Origin of the sequence: Cryobacterium roopkundense (assembly GCF_014200405.1) — a bacterium.
Classification (GTDB): domain Bacteria; phylum Actinomycetota; class Actinomycetes; order Actinomycetales; family Microbacteriaceae; genus Cryobacterium; species Cryobacterium roopkundense.
Genome location: NZ_JACHBQ010000001.1, coordinates 1682939 through 1700364, shown reverse-complemented (window position 1 = coordinate 1700364; position 17426 = coordinate 1682939). Strand labels below are relative to the sequence as shown.

At 62.8% G+C, this 17426-nt stretch carries 22 protein-coding genes and 1 pseudogene; 10 read left to right on the top strand and 13 right to left on the bottom strand.

Going from position 1 to position 17426, the window contains the following annotated elements; all coding sequences use genetic code 11:
* Nucleotides 1–8: 8 nt before the first annotated feature.
* The 11 genes and pseudogenes from BJ997_RS07915 to BJ997_RS07865 all read right to left on the bottom strand — a co-directional run bounded on the left by BJ997_RS07915 (nt 9) and on the right by BJ997_RS07865 (nt 8553).
* Nucleotides 9–833, bottom strand: a complete 825-nt coding sequence (locus BJ997_RS07915) for an Rv1680 family SBP-like protein (RefSeq protein WP_035836966.1) — start codon at nt 831–833, stop codon at nt 9–11.
* 7 nt (nt 834–840) lie between these two features.
* Nucleotides 841–1974 (bottom strand): Rv1679 family acyl-CoA dehydrogenase, encoded by a 1134-nt coding sequence (gene fadE16 / locus BJ997_RS07910; RefSeq protein ID WP_035836967.1) that lies wholly within the window; start codon nt 1972–1974, stop codon nt 841–843.
* 740 nt (nt 1975–2714) lie between these two features.
* Nucleotides 2715–3023, bottom strand: a complete 309-nt coding sequence (locus tag BJ997_RS07905; RefSeq protein ID WP_035836968.1) for a hypothetical protein — start codon at nt 3021–3023, stop codon at nt 2715–2717.
* A 289-nt stretch (nt 3024–3312) separates the two neighbouring features.
* The gene (locus BJ997_RS07900; protein ID WP_035836969.1) at nt 3313–4707 is read right to left on the bottom strand and encodes an IS1380 family transposase; all 1395 of its coding nucleotides are present in this window, start codon (nt 4705–4707) and stop codon (nt 3313–3315) included.
* Between the two features lie 132 nt (nt 4708–4839).
* A complete protein-coding gene (locus tag BJ997_RS07895; RefSeq protein WP_035836970.1) occupies nt 4840–5526 on the bottom strand; it encodes a cation efflux transmembrane domain-containing protein in 687 nt (228 codons plus the stop codon).
* Nucleotides 5523–5876 carry a Cd(II)/Pb(II)-sensing metalloregulatory transcriptional regulator CmtR gene (gene cmtR / locus BJ997_RS07890; RefSeq protein WP_035836971.1) on the bottom strand — a complete coding sequence of 118 codons (354 nt, stop codon included), beginning with the start codon at nt 5874–5876 and terminating at the stop codon, nt 5523–5525. The genes BJ997_RS07895 and cmtR overlap by 4 nt, the downstream gene beginning before the upstream one ends.
* Before the next feature lie 180 nt (nt 5877–6056).
* The gene (locus BJ997_RS07885) at nt 6057–6413 is read right to left on the bottom strand and encodes a YciI family protein (protein WP_035836972.1); all 357 of its coding nucleotides are present in this window, start codon (nt 6411–6413) and stop codon (nt 6057–6059) included.
* Between the two features lie 247 nt (nt 6414–6660).
* Nucleotides 6661–7140, bottom strand: a pseudogene (locus BJ997_RS07880) (mycothiol transferase).
* Nucleotides 7137–7538, bottom strand: a complete 402-nt coding sequence (locus BJ997_RS07875; protein WP_035836973.1) for a VOC family protein — start codon at nt 7536–7538, stop codon at nt 7137–7139. Before BJ997_RS07875 ends, BJ997_RS07880 begins: the two are co-directional and overlap by 4 nt.
* A 125-nt stretch (nt 7539–7663) precedes the next feature.
* Nucleotides 7664–8023, bottom strand: a complete 360-nt coding sequence (locus tag BJ997_RS07870) for a YciI family protein (protein WP_084141251.1) — start codon at nt 8021–8023, stop codon at nt 7664–7666.
* Between the two features lie 185 nt (nt 8024–8208).
* Nucleotides 8209–8553, bottom strand: a complete 345-nt coding sequence (locus BJ997_RS07865) for a VOC family protein (RefSeq protein WP_035836985.1) — start codon at nt 8551–8553, stop codon at nt 8209–8211.
* A 171-nt stretch (nt 8554–8724) separates the two neighbouring features.
* Between BJ997_RS07865 and BJ997_RS07860 the strand changes: the two genes are divergently transcribed.
* The 3 genes from BJ997_RS07860 (at nt 8725) to BJ997_RS07850 (ending at nt 11423) form a co-directional block, all read left to right on the top strand.
* Nucleotides 8725–9855 (top strand): serine hydrolase domain-containing protein, encoded by a 1131-nt coding sequence (locus BJ997_RS07860; RefSeq protein WP_052542300.1) that lies wholly within the window; start codon nt 8725–8727, stop codon nt 9853–9855.
* A 240-nt stretch (nt 9856–10095) separates the two neighbouring features.
* Complete coding sequence (locus tag BJ997_RS07855) at nt 10096–10899, top strand: ArsR/SmtB family transcription factor (RefSeq protein WP_035836975.1); 804 nt, start codon at nt 10096–10098, stop codon at nt 10897–10899.
* Nucleotides 10896–11423: a maleylpyruvate isomerase family mycothiol-dependent enzyme gene (locus BJ997_RS07850; protein ID WP_035836976.1), complete on the top strand. Its 528-nt coding sequence runs from the start codon at nt 10896–10898 to the stop codon at nt 11421–11423. Before BJ997_RS07855 ends, BJ997_RS07850 begins: the two co-directional genes overlap by 4 nt.
* A 26-nt stretch (nt 11424–11449) precedes the next feature.
* Here BJ997_RS07850 and BJ997_RS07845 read toward each other — a convergent pair whose 3' ends face one another.
* Entirely contained in the window at nt 11450–11863 is a 414-nt protein-coding gene (locus tag BJ997_RS07845) for a winged helix-turn-helix transcriptional regulator (RefSeq protein ID WP_035836977.1), read from the bottom strand.
* Nucleotides 11864–11902: 39 nt separating this feature from the next.
* Here BJ997_RS07845 and BJ997_RS07840 point away from each other — a divergent pair, with 39 nt between their 5' ends.
* The gene (locus BJ997_RS07840) at nt 11903–12760 is read left to right on the top strand and encodes an NAD(P)H-binding protein (protein ID WP_338080940.1); all 858 of its coding nucleotides are present in this window, start codon (nt 11903–11905) and stop codon (nt 12758–12760) included.
* A gap of 55 nt (nt 12761–12815) precedes the next feature.
* Nucleotides 12816–13058: a mycothiol transferase gene (locus BJ997_RS07835; protein WP_052542302.1), complete on the top strand. Its 243-nt coding sequence runs from the start codon at nt 12816–12818 to the stop codon at nt 13056–13058.
* A 169-nt stretch (nt 13059–13227) separates the two neighbouring features.
* Here the strand turns inward: BJ997_RS07835 and BJ997_RS07830 are convergent, their stop codons facing one another.
* Nucleotides 13228–13698, bottom strand: coding sequence for a GNAT family N-acetyltransferase (locus BJ997_RS07830; protein WP_035836978.1), 471 nt, complete (start codon nt 13696–13698; stop codon nt 13228–13230).
* A gap of 197 nt (nt 13699–13895) precedes the next feature.
* Between BJ997_RS07830 and BJ997_RS07825 the strand changes: the two genes are divergently transcribed.
* The 5 genes from BJ997_RS07825 (at nt 13896) to BJ997_RS07805 (ending at nt 17297) form a co-directional block, all read left to right on the top strand.
* The gene (locus tag BJ997_RS07825) at nt 13896–14405 is read left to right on the top strand and encodes a GNAT family N-acetyltransferase (protein WP_035836979.1); all 510 of its coding nucleotides are present in this window, start codon (nt 13896–13898) and stop codon (nt 14403–14405) included.
* A gap of 352 nt (nt 14406–14757) precedes the next feature.
* The gene (locus BJ997_RS07820) at nt 14758–15156 is read left to right on the top strand and encodes a PNPOx family protein (RefSeq protein ID WP_201771719.1); all 399 of its coding nucleotides are present in this window, start codon (nt 14758–14760) and stop codon (nt 15154–15156) included.
* 92 nt (nt 15157–15248) lie between these two features.
* Nucleotides 15249–15503 carry a hypothetical protein gene (locus tag BJ997_RS07815; protein ID WP_152602207.1) on the top strand — a complete coding sequence of 85 codons (255 nt, stop codon included), beginning with the start codon at nt 15249–15251 and terminating at the stop codon, nt 15501–15503.
* A gap of 224 nt (nt 15504–15727) precedes the next feature.
* Nucleotides 15728–16933 carry an IS110 family RNA-guided transposase gene (locus BJ997_RS07810; protein WP_035836981.1) on the top strand — a complete coding sequence of 402 codons (1206 nt, stop codon included), beginning with the start codon at nt 15728–15730 and terminating at the stop codon, nt 16931–16933.
* Between the two features lie 64 nt (nt 16934–16997).
* Nucleotides 16998–17297, top strand: a complete 300-nt coding sequence (locus BJ997_RS07805) for an alpha/beta hydrolase (protein ID WP_035836982.1) — start codon at nt 16998–17000, stop codon at nt 17295–17297.
* Nucleotides 17298–17426: the final 129 nt, after the last annotated feature.

Here is a 17426-nt window from a genome sequence, read left to right as displayed (position 1 = left end):
CGCCATGATTACCATCGGGAGTCGACCCCCTGTTCTTTGATCGCTTGAAATAGCCCCTCGTAGCCTTCGAGGTGCGGCCCGACCCATCGGGTGAGTCCCTCCAGCTCGAGGATTCGTCGGTGCGCCGGCACGTTCCAGTCCATGTCGAGCAGTTTCGCCACCCACGGTGCGTAAACCGCCTCAGGCAGAGTGTCGAGGGCAGTGAACATGCAGTGTGAGTAGGACTCGGTCTGCCAGACCGGCTCGAGCATCCCCGGCATCAGGTCGCCACGGCCGATGTTCTCCCACACCGTGATGCCGATTGCGGCGACATCAGCATCGCCAGCCAGCACCGCATCGATCGCGTCCAGCTCGCTGCGACCGGTGTCACCGTGTTTGCCGATGTCGCTGTTGAAGCGCTGGATATGCATTTGATCGACAGCCACCCCGGCCGCGCGCAGATAATGTAGAGGCAGAATCGCGGCGTGAGCCGAGTCCGCCGACCCGAGGGCCAATCGCCGGGTCGCAATGTCCTCGGGACCGAACCAGCCGCTTCCCGCCGCCCCGACAAACACCGTGGAAAAGTTGGCGTCGGTGTCGCGCATGGCTAGCGCCCGCACGTGCCCATCGGTCTGAAGCACTGACCGCGCATACGCAAGATTTGTATTCCAGGCGATATCGATCATCCCGGCCTGAAGAGCGTCGACGAGACGTCCATAGTTCGAGAACAACACGAAGTCCATCGCCGTGTCGGGTTCGTCGAAGTACTCGCGGATGCCTTCCCAAATGGGAACAACATTAGGGGTGTATGCGACCGCTCCGATGAGCAAGGGGGCTCCGATGAGTTTCGACATTCGAACCTCAGAACAGCGGAAGGCCGGTCAAGGCCTTACCGTAGAAGTCGTAGAGCACGTCTGCGGTCGGCGCCATGACCGACCCCGCGCGCGCATCCCGGAAGGCCCGCTCGATGGGCAGATGTTTCGAGAACGCCGCACCGCCACATACCCGCATGGCCGATTCGGTGATGATCAGCGCGGCATCGTTCGCCGAGGCCTTCACCCCGAGCACGAACAGCGCCGTGTCTCCGGCCGGGGTTGCCACTTTCGCGGCCGCCTGCGCGAGATAGGACGTCTGCGCCGCCAACGTGATGCTCATCTTCGCAATCTGCGCCCGGATAGTCGGCAATGCGGAAAGCGCCTGATCCAGGTGCTCGAGCCGGGCACCGGTGACGTGCGCGACAGCGGCATCCACTGCTGCGGTGGAGAGCCCGAGCGACACGGCCGAATTGCCCAGATTGAACCACGGCAGCACCGTGGCCATCATTGTGCCGAACCCGCTGCCCGGTTCACCGATGCGATAACTCGCCGGAATGGTCACCTCTACTGACATCGGGCTCGATGCATTGCCCCGAAGCCCCAGTCCGCTCCAAGGACCGGCGATATCCAAGCCCACGGTACCGGCCGGGATCGCATACAGGTCGACCGTCTCCGGGTCGACCGCACTCTTGGACGACATGACGTAGACATCGGCGTAGCCAGCCGAGGTGACCCAGCTTTTATAGGCAGAGAAGAGAACGTCGTCACCGTCCGCGACCGACTCCGACACCGGAGCCCAAAAGTGCGATCGCGACCCTTTCTCACTGAACGCGAGCGTGCCGAGTACCTCTCCGGAAGCCATCCGCGCAAGCAGGTCCGGCATTGCTGCGGGCGGGGCGGATGCCACCGTCACGGCAGCCGCGACATGCATCAGGTAAATCATCGCGGTCGATCCGCACGCCGCCGCGATCGCGCCCAGCACCTCCGTGAACTCAACAGGACCGGCCCCCATGCCGCCAGCTTCCTCGCCGATCACCAGACCGAGCAGTCCGCTCGACCGGAGAGCCGCGACTGAATCGACGGGGTACGTGCCCTCGCTATCTACCTGTTGGGCGTGGGCGGAAGCTACCGCGGTTACCTGCCCTACAGCCTCTTGGAGGGTCGAGTGCGTCATGATCATGCGGTCTCCTAGCATCGTTGCTGAAGCTTCTCGACACTGCTGTGACGGCGCCGACCCGACCATTATCCCCCTCGCGGAGGTCAGCGCGGCAAGGAATTTCTTCAGAGTGCCTAACACCGGTGTGGAGGGTCATCGCCGACCACCACATCCTCGGCGAACACAGAAGGAAATCGGGCGATTATCGGCTTGTGCTCGAGCTGACCCGCACCAACCTACCTTGATCACGAGTCCAGCCCGAGGTACTCCGGCCGGGTGAAGCCAACGGGATCGCAGTATGTCCCTCATCGATCTGCCCCTGCGTTTTAGGGCTGGGTTAGGCGACCTCACCTGTGAATCCGGCGTGCGTCGACGAAAAATGGGCCGCGGCGAGATTCGGGATCCGGAAGATCGACAGTCGCACCAGCAACTGCCTTAGGCACGCCTGAATGAACACTTACACGCCAAGAAACGCGACCGCTCCCGCGAGAGTTCCCCACGGTTCTCCGTTGGCCCAACCGGCCTTCGGTGACGCCGGGCACGGCCAGTGCGACATTACAGCCCGAAAGCGCGATCGACCCGGACCGATGCCAACTGTGTCAGGGGAGGGAAGGCTCTACGCGGCGATCGTTGATCGGCTGACATATATCTGCACCATCATCGAAACCCGAACCGATTCCTGCCGGTTCGCCCGCGCCCGAAAGCAACGCACAGCAATACCGCGCGCCTGATAGTGGCGTCCTCGACACCGGAACGAGCCAAGGTCAGGCCTGGTTCTGGATCGCCTCGACGATCTGCGCGACAGTGGGCACGCCAGCGAAACCGCCGTCAGTGCGATAGACCCGGCACGCCAGATCGGAAACTCGAACACCTGTCGGGAACGCGTCCACACCATTGAGAAGGATCGTCGGCGAACCTGCGAACGGGAACGCCGCGGCCTCGACGCTGTCCGCTAGCAGGCAGTATGTCAGCTCGACGTCACTACGACCCAGCTCGTTCAGGGCCGCCTCCACCCGCTTCGCCGCCTCGACCCAGTTCGGACACTCATCAATATGAAGAATCTGTACGCGCATACTCCAGTATCACTCGTTGCGACCTGACCCCGGTTCCCGCTTACATTGCCGAAACGGGGCCGACTTAGGTTGACATAGCCAGCTATTTCTTCAGAATGTTGGACTTTGAGGGGCTGACTATGGCTGCGTTATTAGGACCCACCAAGGCAATCTAAGCCTCGATCCACCGCTCCGCCTTGAGTGAGCGGCGTCGCTGAATTCAGAACCGGGTTTTGGTGGCGGGTAGGGCGAGGCTGCCGGCCTTGCTGCCGGTGGTGTTCCAAGTCTTCGTTCGCCGTATGGCTGGTGGTTAGGTGGCGGCGGTTTGCGGCGGGCCGCAGGCCGCCGCAAACGCGGCCGTCCATCCGGGTTCCCACGGCCAGCTTGTCGGCAGGTGCAGGGTGATCTTCCGCGCCGAAGTGGAGATGCGGGCGGGGATACTGATGAGTTTGCGACGGATTGTGCCGCTGCGTGCCTTGCCCAGATCTGCGCCGGCCAGCGAACCAACGGCGCGCGAGAGGTTGAACGCGATCGTGGCCAGCACGAGCCAGGCCGCGTTGGCCGTGAACACCCCGGATGGCAGGTGCGCCAGCGCACTGTCCTTATGATCGGCATTAATCTGCTCGATGATGGCATGCTGCCGGTGGGTCTGATCCGCGGTGACGGTATCCAGGTCACTCGTGGTGAAGAACGCGTGAAACCGGTGCGTGTCGAACAGGGTCGGCTGCCCTTCGGTGGCCTTCTGATTCAGTTCCGGGATCCGGCGCACGACCAGGCGCCCCACGATGCGTTCGGCTTTCTTGCGTGAACTGAAGGCGGTGAACCGAACTTCCGCGACTTCGGCGGATGAGATCCACGCGCCGGTGGCCTCGTCACGGATCGCGTCGGTGTAGTTGATAGTCGTCCATTGGTCATCCGTGATCGTGCCGATAGCTCGTTTCACGGCCGGGTCCATCCGGGCTGTGATGGAGACTTTCGCGCCAGCCCGATGCGCGGCCGCGACGACCGCGTGGCCGTAGAACGCGCTGTCGGCGCGCAGCAGCATCAGGCCGGCGGCCGTCTGGCTGCGGAGGCGTTTCACGGTGGCGAGGACATCTCCCACGAACTTTCCCGCGTCGCGCGGGGAACCTGCCGCTCCTTTCGGCAGCCGGGACCCGATGATGATCGGGGCCGCCTGGGGTGTGGAGACGATGCCGATCAGAGCGTTCAAACCGCGCACTCCGGAGTAGCCGTAACCGGAGCCTTGCTTCTGATAACCGTGGACTTCCTTGATCGTGTCGTCGATGTCCACCAGAGCATAATCATCGATTCCCGTCACGATCGGAGTGTGTGCGGCGACGTTGACTAGCCAGCGCCAGGCGACGGCGTCCAGTCGCCGGACGTGACCGAACGTGAACGACCGCAGGAAAGATCCCAACGTCGACGGGGCATACGTCCCGACGAAGAGTTTCTTCATCCCGCCGTGCCGCAGCAACGCCATGTCGTCGATCGAATCGGCTCCAGCGAGCATCCCGGCGACCAACGCGGTGACTTTCAACCCGGAGTTCGCGCCGAAGTACCCCGGCAGGGTCAGCCAGGCATCGGCGAGGTCGCTGGGGCCGGTTTTCACCGCCAACGCCATCGCAGGGACCAGCCCCGCAGCCGACACGAGATTTGTGTCGTCGAAGGTGGCTGACAAGCGGCTGGAACTGTGGAAAAGTTGCATCTACGAGATGCCTCTCGAATCGGTCGAAATGAACCCTAAGTAAGTTCTATTTTTCCTGATCCGAGTGGCATTCTCGGTTTAACGCGCCGCTACAACCTCAACTCGACCGGTGGATCGAGGCTAAGGCTCAGGTCAGCAGCAGTCGCACTTCTTGACGTCGCGCTCACCCGTCAGGGCGGACACAGGCACCTTACAGGCGTCGCCCCGCCACGCCTCCAACCCCTCGCGGACGGCGAAGACGACAATCACGAGGGCTGCGACGGAGTCTGCCCAGGCCCACCCCAGGAGGCTGTTCAGCAGCAGCCCGACGAGCAGAGCTGCGGAGAGATAGGAGCAGATCAGGGTCTGCTTCGAGTCCGCGACGGCGGTCGCCGAGCCGAGCTCGCGGCCGGCGCGTCGCTCAGCAAAGCTTAGGAACGGCATGATGGCGAGGCTTACCGCGGCCAGCACAATGCCAACCGGGCTGTGTTCCGCCGCCCGCACGCCCAGCAGAGACAGGCCGGCGTCGACGGTGACATAGGCGGCAAGAGCGAAGAACGACCAGGCGATAAACCGGAGGGCGACCTTCTCCCGCTTCTCCGGATCCGGGGCGGCGAACTGCCATGCCACCGCGCCAGCCGACAGAACCTCGACAATAGAGTCAAGGCCGAAGCCGATCAGCGCAGCCGACGAGGCGACAGTCCCAGCCGAGATGGCGATGACCGCCTCCACGACGTTATAGGCAATCGTTGCCGCGACGATCCAACGGATCCTTCGCCGCAGTACCTGCTTTCGCAGCGGTCCGACGACCCGGGCCGGGCCTGCGACCGGCACGCTCATACGCTGTTCACGCAGCACAACGGCACATCACATGCGTCGTCGGCGCACTCGACGCCGTCGTCGACGGCAATAACAACATCCACCAACGCCGTCAACGCCCGCGTCACATGCGGGTCCGCGATCTCATACCGGGTCGACCTGCCCTCGGGGACCGCCGCCACGATCCCGCACCCGCGAAGGCACGACAGATGATTAGACACGTTCGACCGCGTCAGCCCCAGATCACGCGACAGCGCACCTGGATACCCGGGGGCCTCCAGCAGAGACAGCAGGATCCGAGACCTGGTCGGATCGGCCATCGCACGACCCAACCGGTTCATCACGTCAATACGCGAAGCGAAAGTCAGCATCCACTGACATTACATCGCATGCTGACCAATCGCCAACAGCCAAGATGGGTCCGACTTAGATTGCCCTAGTGGGTCCCAAACACCTTGACATAGTCACACACGACTCAATTTGGACAGGACTTGTGTATGGAAAACCTGTAATTTTCCGAGACGGCCTGCCACTACCTCTGCCTGCATCGTCTACTTGTTATCGGCCGTGATGCCTCCGCTGTGCACGGGGCGGACTTCGACGCCGCCGGTGCGAGTGCGGACTGCTGGGTTCAAGCGGGCAATCGCCACAGCGGCGGTGAGATCGGGAGCATCTAGGACGTAGAAGCCTGCTACGAACTGGTCGGCTTGAACGAACGGTCCAGCGTCGGTGCTGTCTCGTCGGATGGACACCGCACTAGCTCGAGGTGTCAGGGCATAGGCGAGCGACATGGTGCCTGAGGCTAAAAGATCCTTTGCGTGTTGGTCGTTCTCTTCGAGTTCGTCCTTAGCTGCGTCGACAGCATGGAGGGACTCGTCTGCATAGATGAGGACGGCAAATTGCGGCATTGTGGTGGTCCTTTCGTGAAGTCGATCGGCTAGTCGGGCCGGTGGCTGCAGTGTCTCCGTGCAGGGTGCAGTGGAGTGGGCGACGGGTGTCCGCATGTTCACCGCTGTATCGCGAATGCTCGGGGGAGCGACCTCTGCGGGTGGGAGAATTAGTTTTGGGTGGACTCCTGGGGCGGAACTGTTGGGTTTACGTGGCCGAGTGCCCAGGTTGCGAAGAAGTTCCCCGTCCTTCGTTTTGGGCGCTGGCTCAGTTGACGACGAAATTTTGGTGTCCGTCGATCAGTTCGCGCACGATGTCGAGGTGCCCTGCGTGAGTGGATGTCTCTGCAAGCACGCGAAAGACGACCTCGCGACCCTCACGCATCGGTTGTGCGGCGAACTCGCTGGCGGGGGGCCATCAGCTGGGTGGGTCATCAAGGTCAACTTTCGCAAGGATTCGGTTGCTGCGCCGGATCTGGTGTCTGTAGATGTTGACGGCTTCGGCGCCCGGCATGGGACGGGATGCCCAGCCGTTGTGAAGTTCTGCGATCGCTTCGGGGTCGCCGCCAAGAACGGCCGAGATCCAAAACATCTCACCGTCGAAGGCGAGGTGGTTGAGGAGGCGCGTTATGGTCCACCCTGATGGGACGAGCGGCGCATTCATCTCGGCTTCGGTCAGCCCGTCCACGGCGTGCCGTGCATGCTCGCGTTCGCTTGCCAGTTGCGTCAGCAGCAGCTCGTCACTCATGCTTGCGGCTCGTATCCGATGAGCCAGCGAAGGCCGTGGCGGTCAGTGACCTGACCGTCTGAAGCGCCCCACGGCTTTGGAACCAACGGGTCGATCGCCGACCCACCGATGCAGAGCTTGTCGAACCACTCGTGGAGGATCGCCGGTTCAGCGGTTCCCAGCAGCGAAAGCGTGAGGCCTTCGAACCGCACGGTCTGTTCTCCTGCCGGGGCGTCGGCTCCCGCCAGAGCTACGTCACCGCCGAGAACGCCGTGAGCTATGGCGTTTGGTGGTCCGTCGGTCCTGCCAAAATCTTCGTAAGAGTGCAGGGACAACTCGCCCCCGAAGACGTCTGCGTAGAAGCTCAGCGCTTCCCGGGCCGTTCCGGGGAAGCTGATGTATACGAGAGGTGCAGCCATACTGTGAACTCCTGATGTGTGATGGAAACGTTTGGGGTTTCAGGTCCTTTTCATAGAGGTTGATGCACCGCCAAAATCAGCGGTAACTTCGAATCTAGTAGGGCGGGCCGATTCTCGTCCCTGGATTATGCGTCGATTCGGCGTATCTCGATCGGCCATAGTTTTGCCTCTCCGAGCTTCCCGGCGATTTCCACCGCGCGTTCCATATCAACGCAATCGACGATGTAGTAGCCGGCCACGATCTCCTTGGTCTCCATGAAGGGACCGTCAGTCACGGTACAGCTGCCGTCGTCTGATTTGACGAACTTTGCCTCCTCGCCCGGTTCATGTGCCTCCACGAATTCTCCGGACGCAGTGAGCTCCTTCTGCAAGGAGGTATGGGCCTGCATGATCCCCTCGATCTCGGCCGCGGGAAGCCCTTTCCAAGTATCAACATTGTTCGGAATCAATATGAGGTGTTTCATTTTTTCCTCTGCACCCGTCATCGGGCGCGTATTTTGGTTGAACTGAGGTGCAGATGAGGGGACCTCGGCTGTTTCTGCGAGACGCTTGTTGAGGTAGCGGCGCTCAACCTTCGGTTCTTGGGACAGTGCTAGTCAGTTCTCCGAGTCGTCGCCTGAGCAGACCGTCTGCGCAGGCGAATCAGCCGACTTCGTCGACTGGTGAGAGGCTAGAAAGGGTGGCCAGCGGGATCCGCGAAAAGGAGGCAATGGGCGGCGTTCGGCTGGTGGTCGAAACGGCGAGCTCCGGAGCGCACAGCTTGCGCCTCCGCCTCGTGGAGATCGCGCACAAAGAAATCGACGTGGACCAGCGCGGAGTCCTCGGGCCAGCGCGGGGCCCGGTAGTCGCTCACTCCCATAAACTCCAGCCGAGCTCCCTCGCAGCGCATCGTTGCCCACTCGTCCTCGTGGACGAAAGTGACTTCCCCATCTGTGAGGTCTGCGTAGAACGCAGCCAAGGCTGCGGGATCGGGGCAAGCCGACGTCGTCGAGGTGTAACGGATTCCACCTGCCATGGCGGTCACACTACCAAGCCGGGGCCGAGGACGTCCGGCCTCCCTAGCCATATGTGTGTATTTTCGAACATCGATCGCCCGTCGTAGGCCACTGTGCATAGGTCGTTACGGCTCGTGGGGCTGTCACAGTGTGGTGCTCACTCCGTTGTAGGCCGCTGTTACGATCGAGTGGTGGATGCGGAGCAGCTCATCGAGACAATCCGTCCGCTGGTGGACGATGGGGAGGTCCCGGGCGCTGTCGTAGGCGTTTTGCATGGCAACCACAGGTCCGTGGCCGCCGTCGGACAGACCGAACCCGGTGGAACCGTCGCGATGCCCGTCAATGCTGTCATGCGTATCAGCTCAAACACGAAGCCAATGGTGGCCGCTGTCGCACTGCTCCTTGTTCAGGACGGGGTACTGAACCTCGACGACACCGTCGAAAAGTTCGTCCCGGAGCTGACCGGCCGCCGCGTTCTGCGTCAGCTCGATGGCGCGCTCGAGGAGACTGTGCCAGCTCAACGCTCGATGACGATCGCGGATTTGCTGACGATGCGAATGGGCTTTGGTTTCGTTTTCGAGAGCACCTGTCCGACGGTCGAGGCAGCCGCAGCGGCCGGGCTGGGGTTTGGGCCTCCTGACCCCTCGAGGACGCTTGAGCCCAGCGACTGGGTGACCCGCTTTGCAGCACTGCCCCTGCTGGAACAGCCAGGCACGGTATGGCGCTACGAGCTCGCCTACGCACTGCTGGGAGTCGTGCTCTCCCGCGCCGCGGAAAGCCCTTTGGATGTTCTGATGCGCGAGCGATTGTTCACGTCACTGGCCATGTTCCAGACCGGGTTCGTCGCCTCACCGCGACATCTCGTGCCCGCCTTCGCTCAAAGCGAGAACGGTTTGGTCCGCTTCGACAGCGCCCTCGACAGCCGGTGGTCGACACCGCCAGCATTCCCCGACGCGCGCGGCGGCCTGGTGTCCACAGTGAGTGACATGCTGCGATTCGCCAGGATGCTGCTCAATAACGGCGGCGGATTGTTATCCCCCGAATCGGCGGCGGCAATGACCTCCGATCAACTCACTGCGGAGCAGCGATCCGGCCCCTCGGCGCAGGCCTTCCTGGACGGAGGCGGATGGGGGTACGGAGTGGGAATAACGAACGGGGAATTCGGACGCCGCTACGGATGGGGCGGTGGACTAGGCACACTCTGGTACAGCTGGCCAGAGCACGATGTCGCGGTCGCCCTGATGACTCAGGTCCTGCCCCCGTCTACCGCACTATTCGATGCGTTCACTAACGCCACCGAAGCAACACTGAGATCGTCGTAAATAGCCCCACCGACTACACAACGGGATGCCCGGCGGAGGATCCGGCTCAGCGCCATCGAATTTCAGCGCCGAGCCGTGTTCGTAGAGGTCCCTCTTACGAACGACTGACGACCTTGGTCCGTGGCGCCGGGAGCAGGGACCAAGTTGGGCGCTGGAAGTCGGGGCGGCGGGCTGGCTCGTCAACGAGACCCGTGGCCCGCCGCCCTTGCACATGCAGGTATTTGCCTGCATGATGTATGTATGACTGACGAAGCGTTGGGTCCGGTGTTCAAGGCGTTGGCCGACCCGACCAGGCGCGTCCTGCTCGATCGTCTCCGGGACAGGAACGGGCAGACCCTCACGGAGCTTTGCGGAAGTCTTCAGATGGCCCGCCAGTCGGCAACGCAGCATCTCGACCTCCTCGCCAAGGCAGACCTCGTCTACGTGGTGCGGCAAGGGCGAGAGCGCTTGCACTACCTCAACCCCGCACCGATCCACGAGATAGGCGAGCGCTGGATCGCGGCCTACGACGCACCGCGGCTGGCCACGATCAGCGCCATCAAAAACCGAGCAGAGGAGTATGCAATGACAGACACTAGGACATCAGTGCTGACGTACGTTTACGTCACCTATATCCGTGCGAGCAGCGAAGACGTCTGGCAGGCCCTGACCGACGCCGACCTGACCGCGCGCTACTGGGGACACGCCAATGTGTCCGACTGGCAACCCGGCTCCCCTTGGGAACATCGGCGAGTGGACGGTTCCGGCGCTATCGACGTGACCGGCATGGTACTTGAGGCCGAGCCACCCACCCGGCTTGTGATCACCTTCGCGGACTCCGACGACGACAAGCCGGGCGGACCTTCAGTCGTCACGTTCCTCGTCGAGCCCCACGAAAACATCGTCCGGCTGACCGTGACCCACGAGAACCTCCCGAACACCGACATGCTGAACGGCATCTCGCGCGGCTGGCCTGCCGTGCTCGCCAACCTCAAGTCCCTGCTGGAAACCGGCGATATCCTGCCGACGGCGCCCTGGAGCATGCCGGAGCGGTCACGCGCGTGACCACCGAGCTGTTCGGCCGGGCCACCAACTACGCGCGTGGCGTCCTGTCCGAGCTGACCAACGACGATCTCCGACGACCGACGCCGTGTGAGGGCTGGAATGCGGGACGGGTCGTCCTGCACCTCGCCGACGTCATCGACGCTCTAATCGGTCTGCTCGAGACGGGAATGCTCGCCCTTCCACAGCCGCCACGAACCAACGATCTCCGCCCAGTGGCGCTGGTGGAGGAGCGGTTGGCAAAGCTGACGCACGCATTCACTGTCGCGGCCGATGCGACGCGGGTCGAGAACGCAACGATTGCCGGCGCGGTCGAGTTGACGACCCACGGCTGGGATATCGGGCTGGCCCGCCACCCCGCCCACCGCATCCCGGAGTCGCTGGCCGAGGACGTCCTCGCGCTGGTCTCACCCACCCTCAACGTCAGCTCGCGGGGGGAGAACTTCGCTGCGCCGGTCGACGTCCCCAGCAACTCCTCCGCAAGCGATCGCCTGCTGGCCTTCCTGGGCCGAGTGCCGAGGCACTGACGGTCCCCCTTGCGGGCGGCCCGTATTTAGTGGATCTCGTTGTCGGGGTGTTGGGCGTCGTAGTGGGCTCGGGAACGCCCAATGGTTTCGCGGTGGTCGAGTGACCAGTCGGCGAGTTGTTTGACGAGGTCGGTCAGGCTGCTGCCCAGGGCCGTCAGCTCGTACGTGACTTGGGCGGGGACTGTGGGGTACACGGTTCGGGTGACAAGGCCGTCGCGCTCCAGCCGGCGCACGGTCAGGGTCAACATCCGCTGTGAGATTCCGTCGATGCCGCGTTGTAATTCGCGGAAGCGGCGTATGCCCGAGGCGAGTTCAACGATGACCAGGACGGACCATTTGTCGCCCACCCGGGTCAGTACGTCGCGGATCCCGCAGTCCGGGTGCTCGTCCAAGCCGCAGGGTTCGATCAAGGTGGTTACTTGAATGTGACTGTCTGACATGAAAGTGCCTCCTTGTGGAGTGCCGGTGAGTTCCCGAGGATGAGTCTAGTTACTGTTCAGAACCACCGAGGGGACTTGCACATGATTTTGGTTACAGGAGCATCCGGCCAGTTAGGCCGTGCCATCGTCGAACGACTGGCTGGCGGGGGCCAGCCAGTCGTGGCGGGCACACGACGACCAGTCGAGGGCAGCGAGCAACGACGCGTCGACTTCGACGAACCCGGTTCTTTGGACTTCACCGGTTTCGCCACGGTAGTCATGGTCTCCGCTGGGTATGCCGAGGATGATGTGGTGATTGCTCGGCATGAGAGCGTCGTCGCGGCTGCGGAACGCGACGGAGTGCAGCACCTGATTTACACCAGCGTCGCCACACACGGGGACCACCTGGGCTTCGCCCTCGCGCATCGCTGGACCGAGCGGCGAATACAGGAAAGTACTTTGCGGTGGACTATTCTGCGCAATGGCCTCTATGCCGAGCTTTTCGGGTCATTGCTCGCGCCGATAGACGGCGTCATTACCGCGCCGTTTGGCACGGGTTCTGTGGCTGTGGTCACTCGCGCAGATTTGGCCGAGGCAGCAGCCATCGTGGCAGCCGTACCCGACCGCCATATCAATCGTGTGTACGACCTAGTCGGGTCGATTGCGGTCACTGCCGGCCAGATCGCCGAGGGGGCCGGTTTGCTCTACCGACCAGCTGCGCTCGGCAGTCACCGCGCTGTTCTCGAACAGAGTGGGCTGTTGCCCTTTCAGCCAGCGATGCTGCTTTCAATCTATTCGAATGCGGCACACGGTTTTCTTTCGCGCACGACTACCGACCTCGGCGATCTCCTCGGTCGCAGGCCGACTGATCCCGGACCAACCGTCATGCGCATCCTAGAGAAACAAGCTGCTGCCTGATCCCATTGTTTCTCGCAGGGGTTCCCCTAACGATGTGTCTCCGCCCAATGGCAGGATGGGCGAATGCGAATCGATCCTGAACCGAAATGTCCGGAGTCGCTACCGCGAAGCCTGCGAATGGAGCCGGGCAGTCGTGTCCAAATCAGCAAGCGTAGATCAGCTGTCGGTCAAGGCGCTGTGCGACGGTCGCAACTTCTCGCTCCGATGGGTGCTGTTTCACCTTGTCGAAGAGACCGCCCGCCACGCCGGACACGCCGACTTTCTGCGCGAATCGATCGACGGCACGGTCGGTGAATAGCTAACCGAGACGTCAGAATCCTCGCCAGAGGAAACGTCCTAGAACAAGCATCGACCCTATAATCTTTCGGTGATCGGCCCTTGACCAGTCGCGTTGCGGGTTCCACCTGCGTGTGTCTATCTCGGCGCTGCCCTGCAGTGACGCCAACCAGCGATAGCGAAGAGAAGGCTCAGTCGAGCTTCTTGAGCATCTTCACCGAGGTTGTCTCGTAGCCGAGGGAATCGTAAAGTCGCCTGGCACCGGTGTTGAATCCGAAGACGCTGAGGCCTAGAGAGCGCGCTCCGTGGGAGCGTGCGTATTCCTCACCGAGCAGCATCGTTGTTCTCCCATGACCCTGGCCACGCTGGTCGGCGTTGATGAAAACGTCCCAGACCCACCACGCCCCCGGGTCGGTGGTGACATCCTGCCCGATCCACAGATATCCCACTGCCGTACCAACCTCGTTCGTGACGTGAAAGACCTCATTGCCGGGGCTCTGAGTGCCCTCCGGGAACGAACGAGCCATGCTCTCGACCGCTATGCGCCGAGCTTCCTCGTGTGATCGGCCCTGGGCAAGTAAGTCACCGGCATACTCCACGCTGCTTTGCTCAATCCACGTCGGGAAGTCGCTGGCGAGGATTCGCTGCAGGGTTACGGTCATCTCTCAATTCTTCCAGGCCGACCGTCGAGTTGCACCGACGGATTCCGAGGGCAGGGCGCGGACAGGCACGGGGGCATGAACTCTTGGGTGAGGCACTGGCCCAGATCTCTCGCGCTTAGCGCGCCCCGTTGGGGCGAGATCCGCTGCACCAAAGGCGCATTTGATCCGTCCAACCGCGACTGTGCCATTCTCAGGAGATGGATTGGCCTCGACCTGAACCCGTCTGCTCTGTGCGGCTCCTGCTTGAACCACTCGCGGTGGCCCATGCAGCTTCGATGGTCGACGTTCTGGCCGACCCGTCGCTATACGAGCATACCGGCGGCGATGCCCCGTCATTGGACCTGCTCCACCGCAAATATGCCGCACAGACCGTAGGGCAGTCTGATGACGGTTCCCAATGGTGGCTGAACTGGATAGTCACCTACCGAGACACTGGTGAGCCGGTCGGTTTCGTGCAGGCAACCGTTGAGTGCGACGGTTCAATGCTCGTTGCTGAGATCGCCTGGGTCATTTCGCCGAGGCGCCAAGGCGAAGGCATAGCCTCCGAAGCTACCCAGATGATGATCGGATGGTTGCGAGCACACGAGGTTAACCGCTTCTCCGCACATATCCATCCGGAGCACCACGCCTCGATGGGCGTCGCTCGAAATCAAGCACTACGCCCGATCTCCGCCGAGAAAGACCGCGAGACCCGGTGGGTGTCCTAACAAACGCCGAACGTCGCTAGAACGCTCCGGGGAGGGGCCCTCCCTGGTCCGGAGAAACGAAATGCGTCCCTGACCGGCTGACTTGCCGATCGGATTTAGCACGACGACCGGTCAGTCGGACCGGGTATCGGTCAGGGATAACGCTGTCTGCGCGCTGGTAGTGTCGGTACTGCCGGCCGGGTGGCGGAGCCACTGTCCTGGTGTCAACCTTAAGCACCGGAAAGGCAACACCCCAGATGCCCGAATTCGTGCACATCACCCGCTTTCAGGTCCGCGGTTCCCTGTCATGATTCGTGAAGATTCCCTACGGCGCATGTACGCTGGCGGACGCCCGAACCGGTGGGCGCGGTTCTTGAACCGAGTAAGTGCGATGGTGTTCTCGCTCGGCGTCGTTGGCCACGGCGCTGTCACCCTTGAGACCGTCAATCCGAAGTCGCGAACATTGCTCACCCTGCCCCTCGTGGTCGCCCGCTACGAAGGCAACGAGTATGCGGTCTCCATGCTGGGGCAGGGCTCGCGGTGGGTGCGTAATGTGCGGGCCGCGAATGGGAAAGCCGTCATCTGCGCGGGGCGCAGGCGACCGGTGGTGCTCGAAGAGGTTCGGGCGGATGCTCGCGCGCCGATTCTTGAGGCCTACCTGGCCCAAGCGCCGGGCGCGAGACCGCACATTCCGGTCGATCAGTCGGAGCCGGTCGCGTCATTCGAGACCATTGCAGCCGACTTCCCCGTGTTCAAGATCCGAGACGTCTAGGGAGATCCGGGGTGGACAAGCTGTTGCAGGACCAGGTTGGGCGAAAGACACAGACTAGACCTCGTGTCAGACCCGCTCAATATCCTGAACCCATGACGTCCCCGCCACTCAAGTCCGCTTCCGACCTGCACTCGTCCAACGTAGACGGCATCCCTGTCCTTTGGTCTACGCCCGAGTCCGAAGTGGCGATTGGTCGCCTCGCGCTCTGGCTTCCCTTCCTCGGAGGAACCAAAGAGACTGTCGCACCGTTCTTGCGCCGCCTGTCCGACGCGGGCTACCTCGCCGTGAGCCTTGACCCGTGGCAGCACGGCGAACGATCGACCGAAGCCCCGTTACCTTGTAGGTAGCCCTTGAAGCTTTGCTTCTGAAGGGTGTTGGCCTGTTAGGCCCGGCATGGTTATTGCCCCCAGTCATTGATGATCCGGGGGGTGTTGTCACCGGGCCTGACTGGTATTGGGTGATCGCTAATAGGGGCTCGACTGGAACTCGTTTCTTGGCCGAACGTAACGTGGATGCCGAGACTCGATGCCGCGGACAGGCCAACCGGTCCGCATGGCTGACAGGGGAACTCATGATTGAGAACTACGACAGCGTTGACGTGTTCATCAGTGTTGACGTCGGGAAGAGCGAGCATAACGCGGTCGCGTTGGACCGCACTGGGAAGCGACTTTACGACAAGGCCCTCCCGAATGACGAAGTACAACTGCGCGCGGTGATCCGCAAGCTCAAGCTCCGCGGCCAGGTGCTCTTGGTCGTTGACCAGCCCGAGACCGTCGGTGCTTTGCCCGTCGCCGTCGCCGTCGCCTACACCGAAGGCATCCTCGTCGGGTATCTACCCGGCCTCGCGATGCGGCGCATCGCCGATCTGCACCCCGGCGAAGCGAAGACCGACGCCCGCGACGCCGCGATCATCGCCGAGGCCGCCCGGACCCTCCCGCATGCGCTGCGGCCGTTGCGCCTCGAGGATGAGCAGCTGGCGGAGCTGTCGATGCTGTGCGGATTCGACGATGACATCGTCGGTCAGATGACCGCGACCAGCAACCGGATCCGGGGGCTACTGATGCAGGTCCACCCAGCCCTCGAGCGGGTTCTGGGCCCGCACCTCGACCACCCTGCCGTCCTGGACCTGCTGCAGAAATACCCGACGCCGACCGCGATGAAAGCCGCCGGCCTGACCCGGCTCGGCACGCGCCTGCTCAAGCTCGCGCCGCGGATCGGGTGCCGCCTGGCCGAGGAAATCTTCCAGGCTCTCTCCGAACAGACCGTCGTCGTGGGCGGCACGAACGCGACGCGCGCCGTGTTGCCCCGCCTCGCCGAGCAGCTGGCGACGCTCCGCCGCCAGCGCGCTGAGATCGCCGTGGAGGTTGAGGAGCTCGTCGACGCCCACCCTCTGGAACCGATCCTGACCAGCATGCCCGGGGTGGGCGTGAGGACCGCCGCCCGCCTGATCACAGAAGTCTCGGGCAAAGACTTCGCCACCGCCGGGCACCTCGCCTCCTACGCCGGCCTCGCCCCGGTCACCCGGCGATCAGGATCATCGATCCGCGGCGAGCACCCCTCCAGACGAGGGAACAAAGCCCTCAAACGCGCGCTCTTCCTCTCCGCTTTCGCGGCGCTCAGCGACCCGGTCTCCCGCACGTACTACGACCGCAAGATCGCCCAAGGGAAACGCCACAACCAAGCCCTCATCGCCCTCGCCCGACGTCGCTGCGATGTCCTCTACGCCATGCTCCGCGACGGCACAATTTATCAAGCCCAATCACCCACTACCCCTTGACGAACTACATAGGGGCACCCCCCACGACTTGATGGCGCGAGTGTTCGGTGGGTTCCGCAGGCATATGTGGCCCATCCTCGGACAGACCACCCTCGATGCCCTCCGAATCGTTGATTGGGCAATCGAGACACACGACCTGAGCAGCGATGTCGTCGCCGGCGGCGTGTCCATGGGCGGTGACATCTCCGTCGCGTTGGCCGGTGTCGACCCCCGCGTCAAACGGGTTGCCGCTCTCGTCGCCACCCCAGACTGGACCCGGCCCGGCATGACGCAAGTTGGCCGGCCCGAGGAATTGATTGATCAAGGCAGCCCGTCGCCGCACGGAGAATGGCTAGATGGCGGTCTTAGCCGTCGAGTGATCTGACAAGCCATGGCCGGTGGTGCGTCGCATGCCGGACGTCGAGCGCGACAGATCTGGGGCCAAACTACCTGGCGGCCGACTTCGCCGACGTTGTTTCGGAGGGGAACCCGCTACGGGACGCCGGTGACTTGA

Excerpts from the sequence above, each read along its gene's own strand:
- BJ997_RS07915 (WP_035836966.1), bottom strand. The coding sequence starts at position 833 with ATGTCGAAACTCATCGGAGCCCCCTTGCTCATCGGAGCGGTCGCATAC.
- fadE16 (WP_035836967.1), bottom strand. The coding sequence starts at position 1,974 with ATGATCATGACGCACTCGACCCTCCAAGAGGCTGTAGGGCAGGTAACC.
- BJ997_RS07905 (WP_035836968.1), bottom strand. The coding sequence starts at position 3,023 with ATGCGCGTACAGATTCTTCATATTGATGAGTGTCCGAACTGGGTCGAG.
- BJ997_RS07900 (WP_035836969.1), bottom strand. The coding sequence starts at position 4,707 with ATGCAACTTTTCCACAGTTCCAGCCGCTTGTCAGCCACCTTCGACGAC.
- BJ997_RS07895 (WP_035836970.1), bottom strand. The coding sequence starts at position 5,526 with ATGAGCGTGCCGGTCGCAGGCCCGGCCCGGGTCGTCGGACCGCTGCGA.
- cmtR (WP_035836971.1), bottom strand. The coding sequence starts at position 5,876 with ATGCTGACTTTCGCTTCGCGTATTGACGTGATGAACCGGTTGGGTCGT.
- BJ997_RS07885 (WP_035836972.1), bottom strand. The coding sequence starts at position 6,413 with ATGCCGCAATTTGCCGTCCTCATCTATGCAGACGAGTCCCTCCATGCT.
- BJ997_RS07875 (WP_035836973.1), bottom strand. The coding sequence starts at position 7,538 with ATGGCTGCACCTCTCGTATACATCAGCTTCCCCGGAACGGCCCGGGAA.
- BJ997_RS07870 (WP_084141251.1), bottom strand. The coding sequence starts at position 8,023 with ATGACGGGTGCAGAGGAAAAAATGAAACACCTCATATTGATTCCGAAC.
- BJ997_RS07865 (WP_035836985.1), bottom strand. The coding sequence starts at position 8,553 with ATGGCAGGTGGAATCCGTTACACCTCGACGACGTCGGCTTGCCCCGAT.
- BJ997_RS07855 (WP_035836975.1), top strand. The coding sequence starts at position 10,096 with ATGACTGACGAAGCGTTGGGTCCGGTGTTCAAGGCGTTGGCCGACCCG.
- BJ997_RS07845 (WP_035836977.1), bottom strand. The coding sequence starts at position 11,863 with ATGTCAGACAGTCACATTCAAGTAACCACCTTGATCGAACCCTGCGGC.
- BJ997_RS07840 (WP_338080940.1), top strand. The coding sequence starts at position 11,903 with ATGAGTCTAGTTACTGTTCAGAACCACCGAGGGGACTTGCACATGATT.
- BJ997_RS07835 (WP_052542302.1), top strand. The coding sequence starts at position 12,816 with ATGGGCGAATGCGAATCGATCCTGAACCGAAATGTCCGGAGTCGCTAC.
- BJ997_RS07830 (WP_035836978.1), bottom strand. The coding sequence starts at position 13,698 with ATGACCGTAACCCTGCAGCGAATCCTCGCCAGCGACTTCCCGACGTGG.
- BJ997_RS07825 (WP_035836979.1), top strand. The coding sequence starts at position 13,896 with ATGGATTGGCCTCGACCTGAACCCGTCTGCTCTGTGCGGCTCCTGCTT.
- BJ997_RS07815 (WP_152602207.1), top strand. The coding sequence starts at position 15,249 with ATGACGTCCCCGCCACTCAAGTCCGCTTCCGACCTGCACTCGTCCAAC.
- BJ997_RS07810 (WP_035836981.1), top strand. The coding sequence starts at position 15,728 with ATGATTGAGAACTACGACAGCGTTGACGTGTTCATCAGTGTTGACGTC.
- BJ997_RS07805 (WP_035836982.1), top strand. The coding sequence starts at position 16,998 with ATGTGGCCCATCCTCGGACAGACCACCCTCGATGCCCTCCGAATCGTT.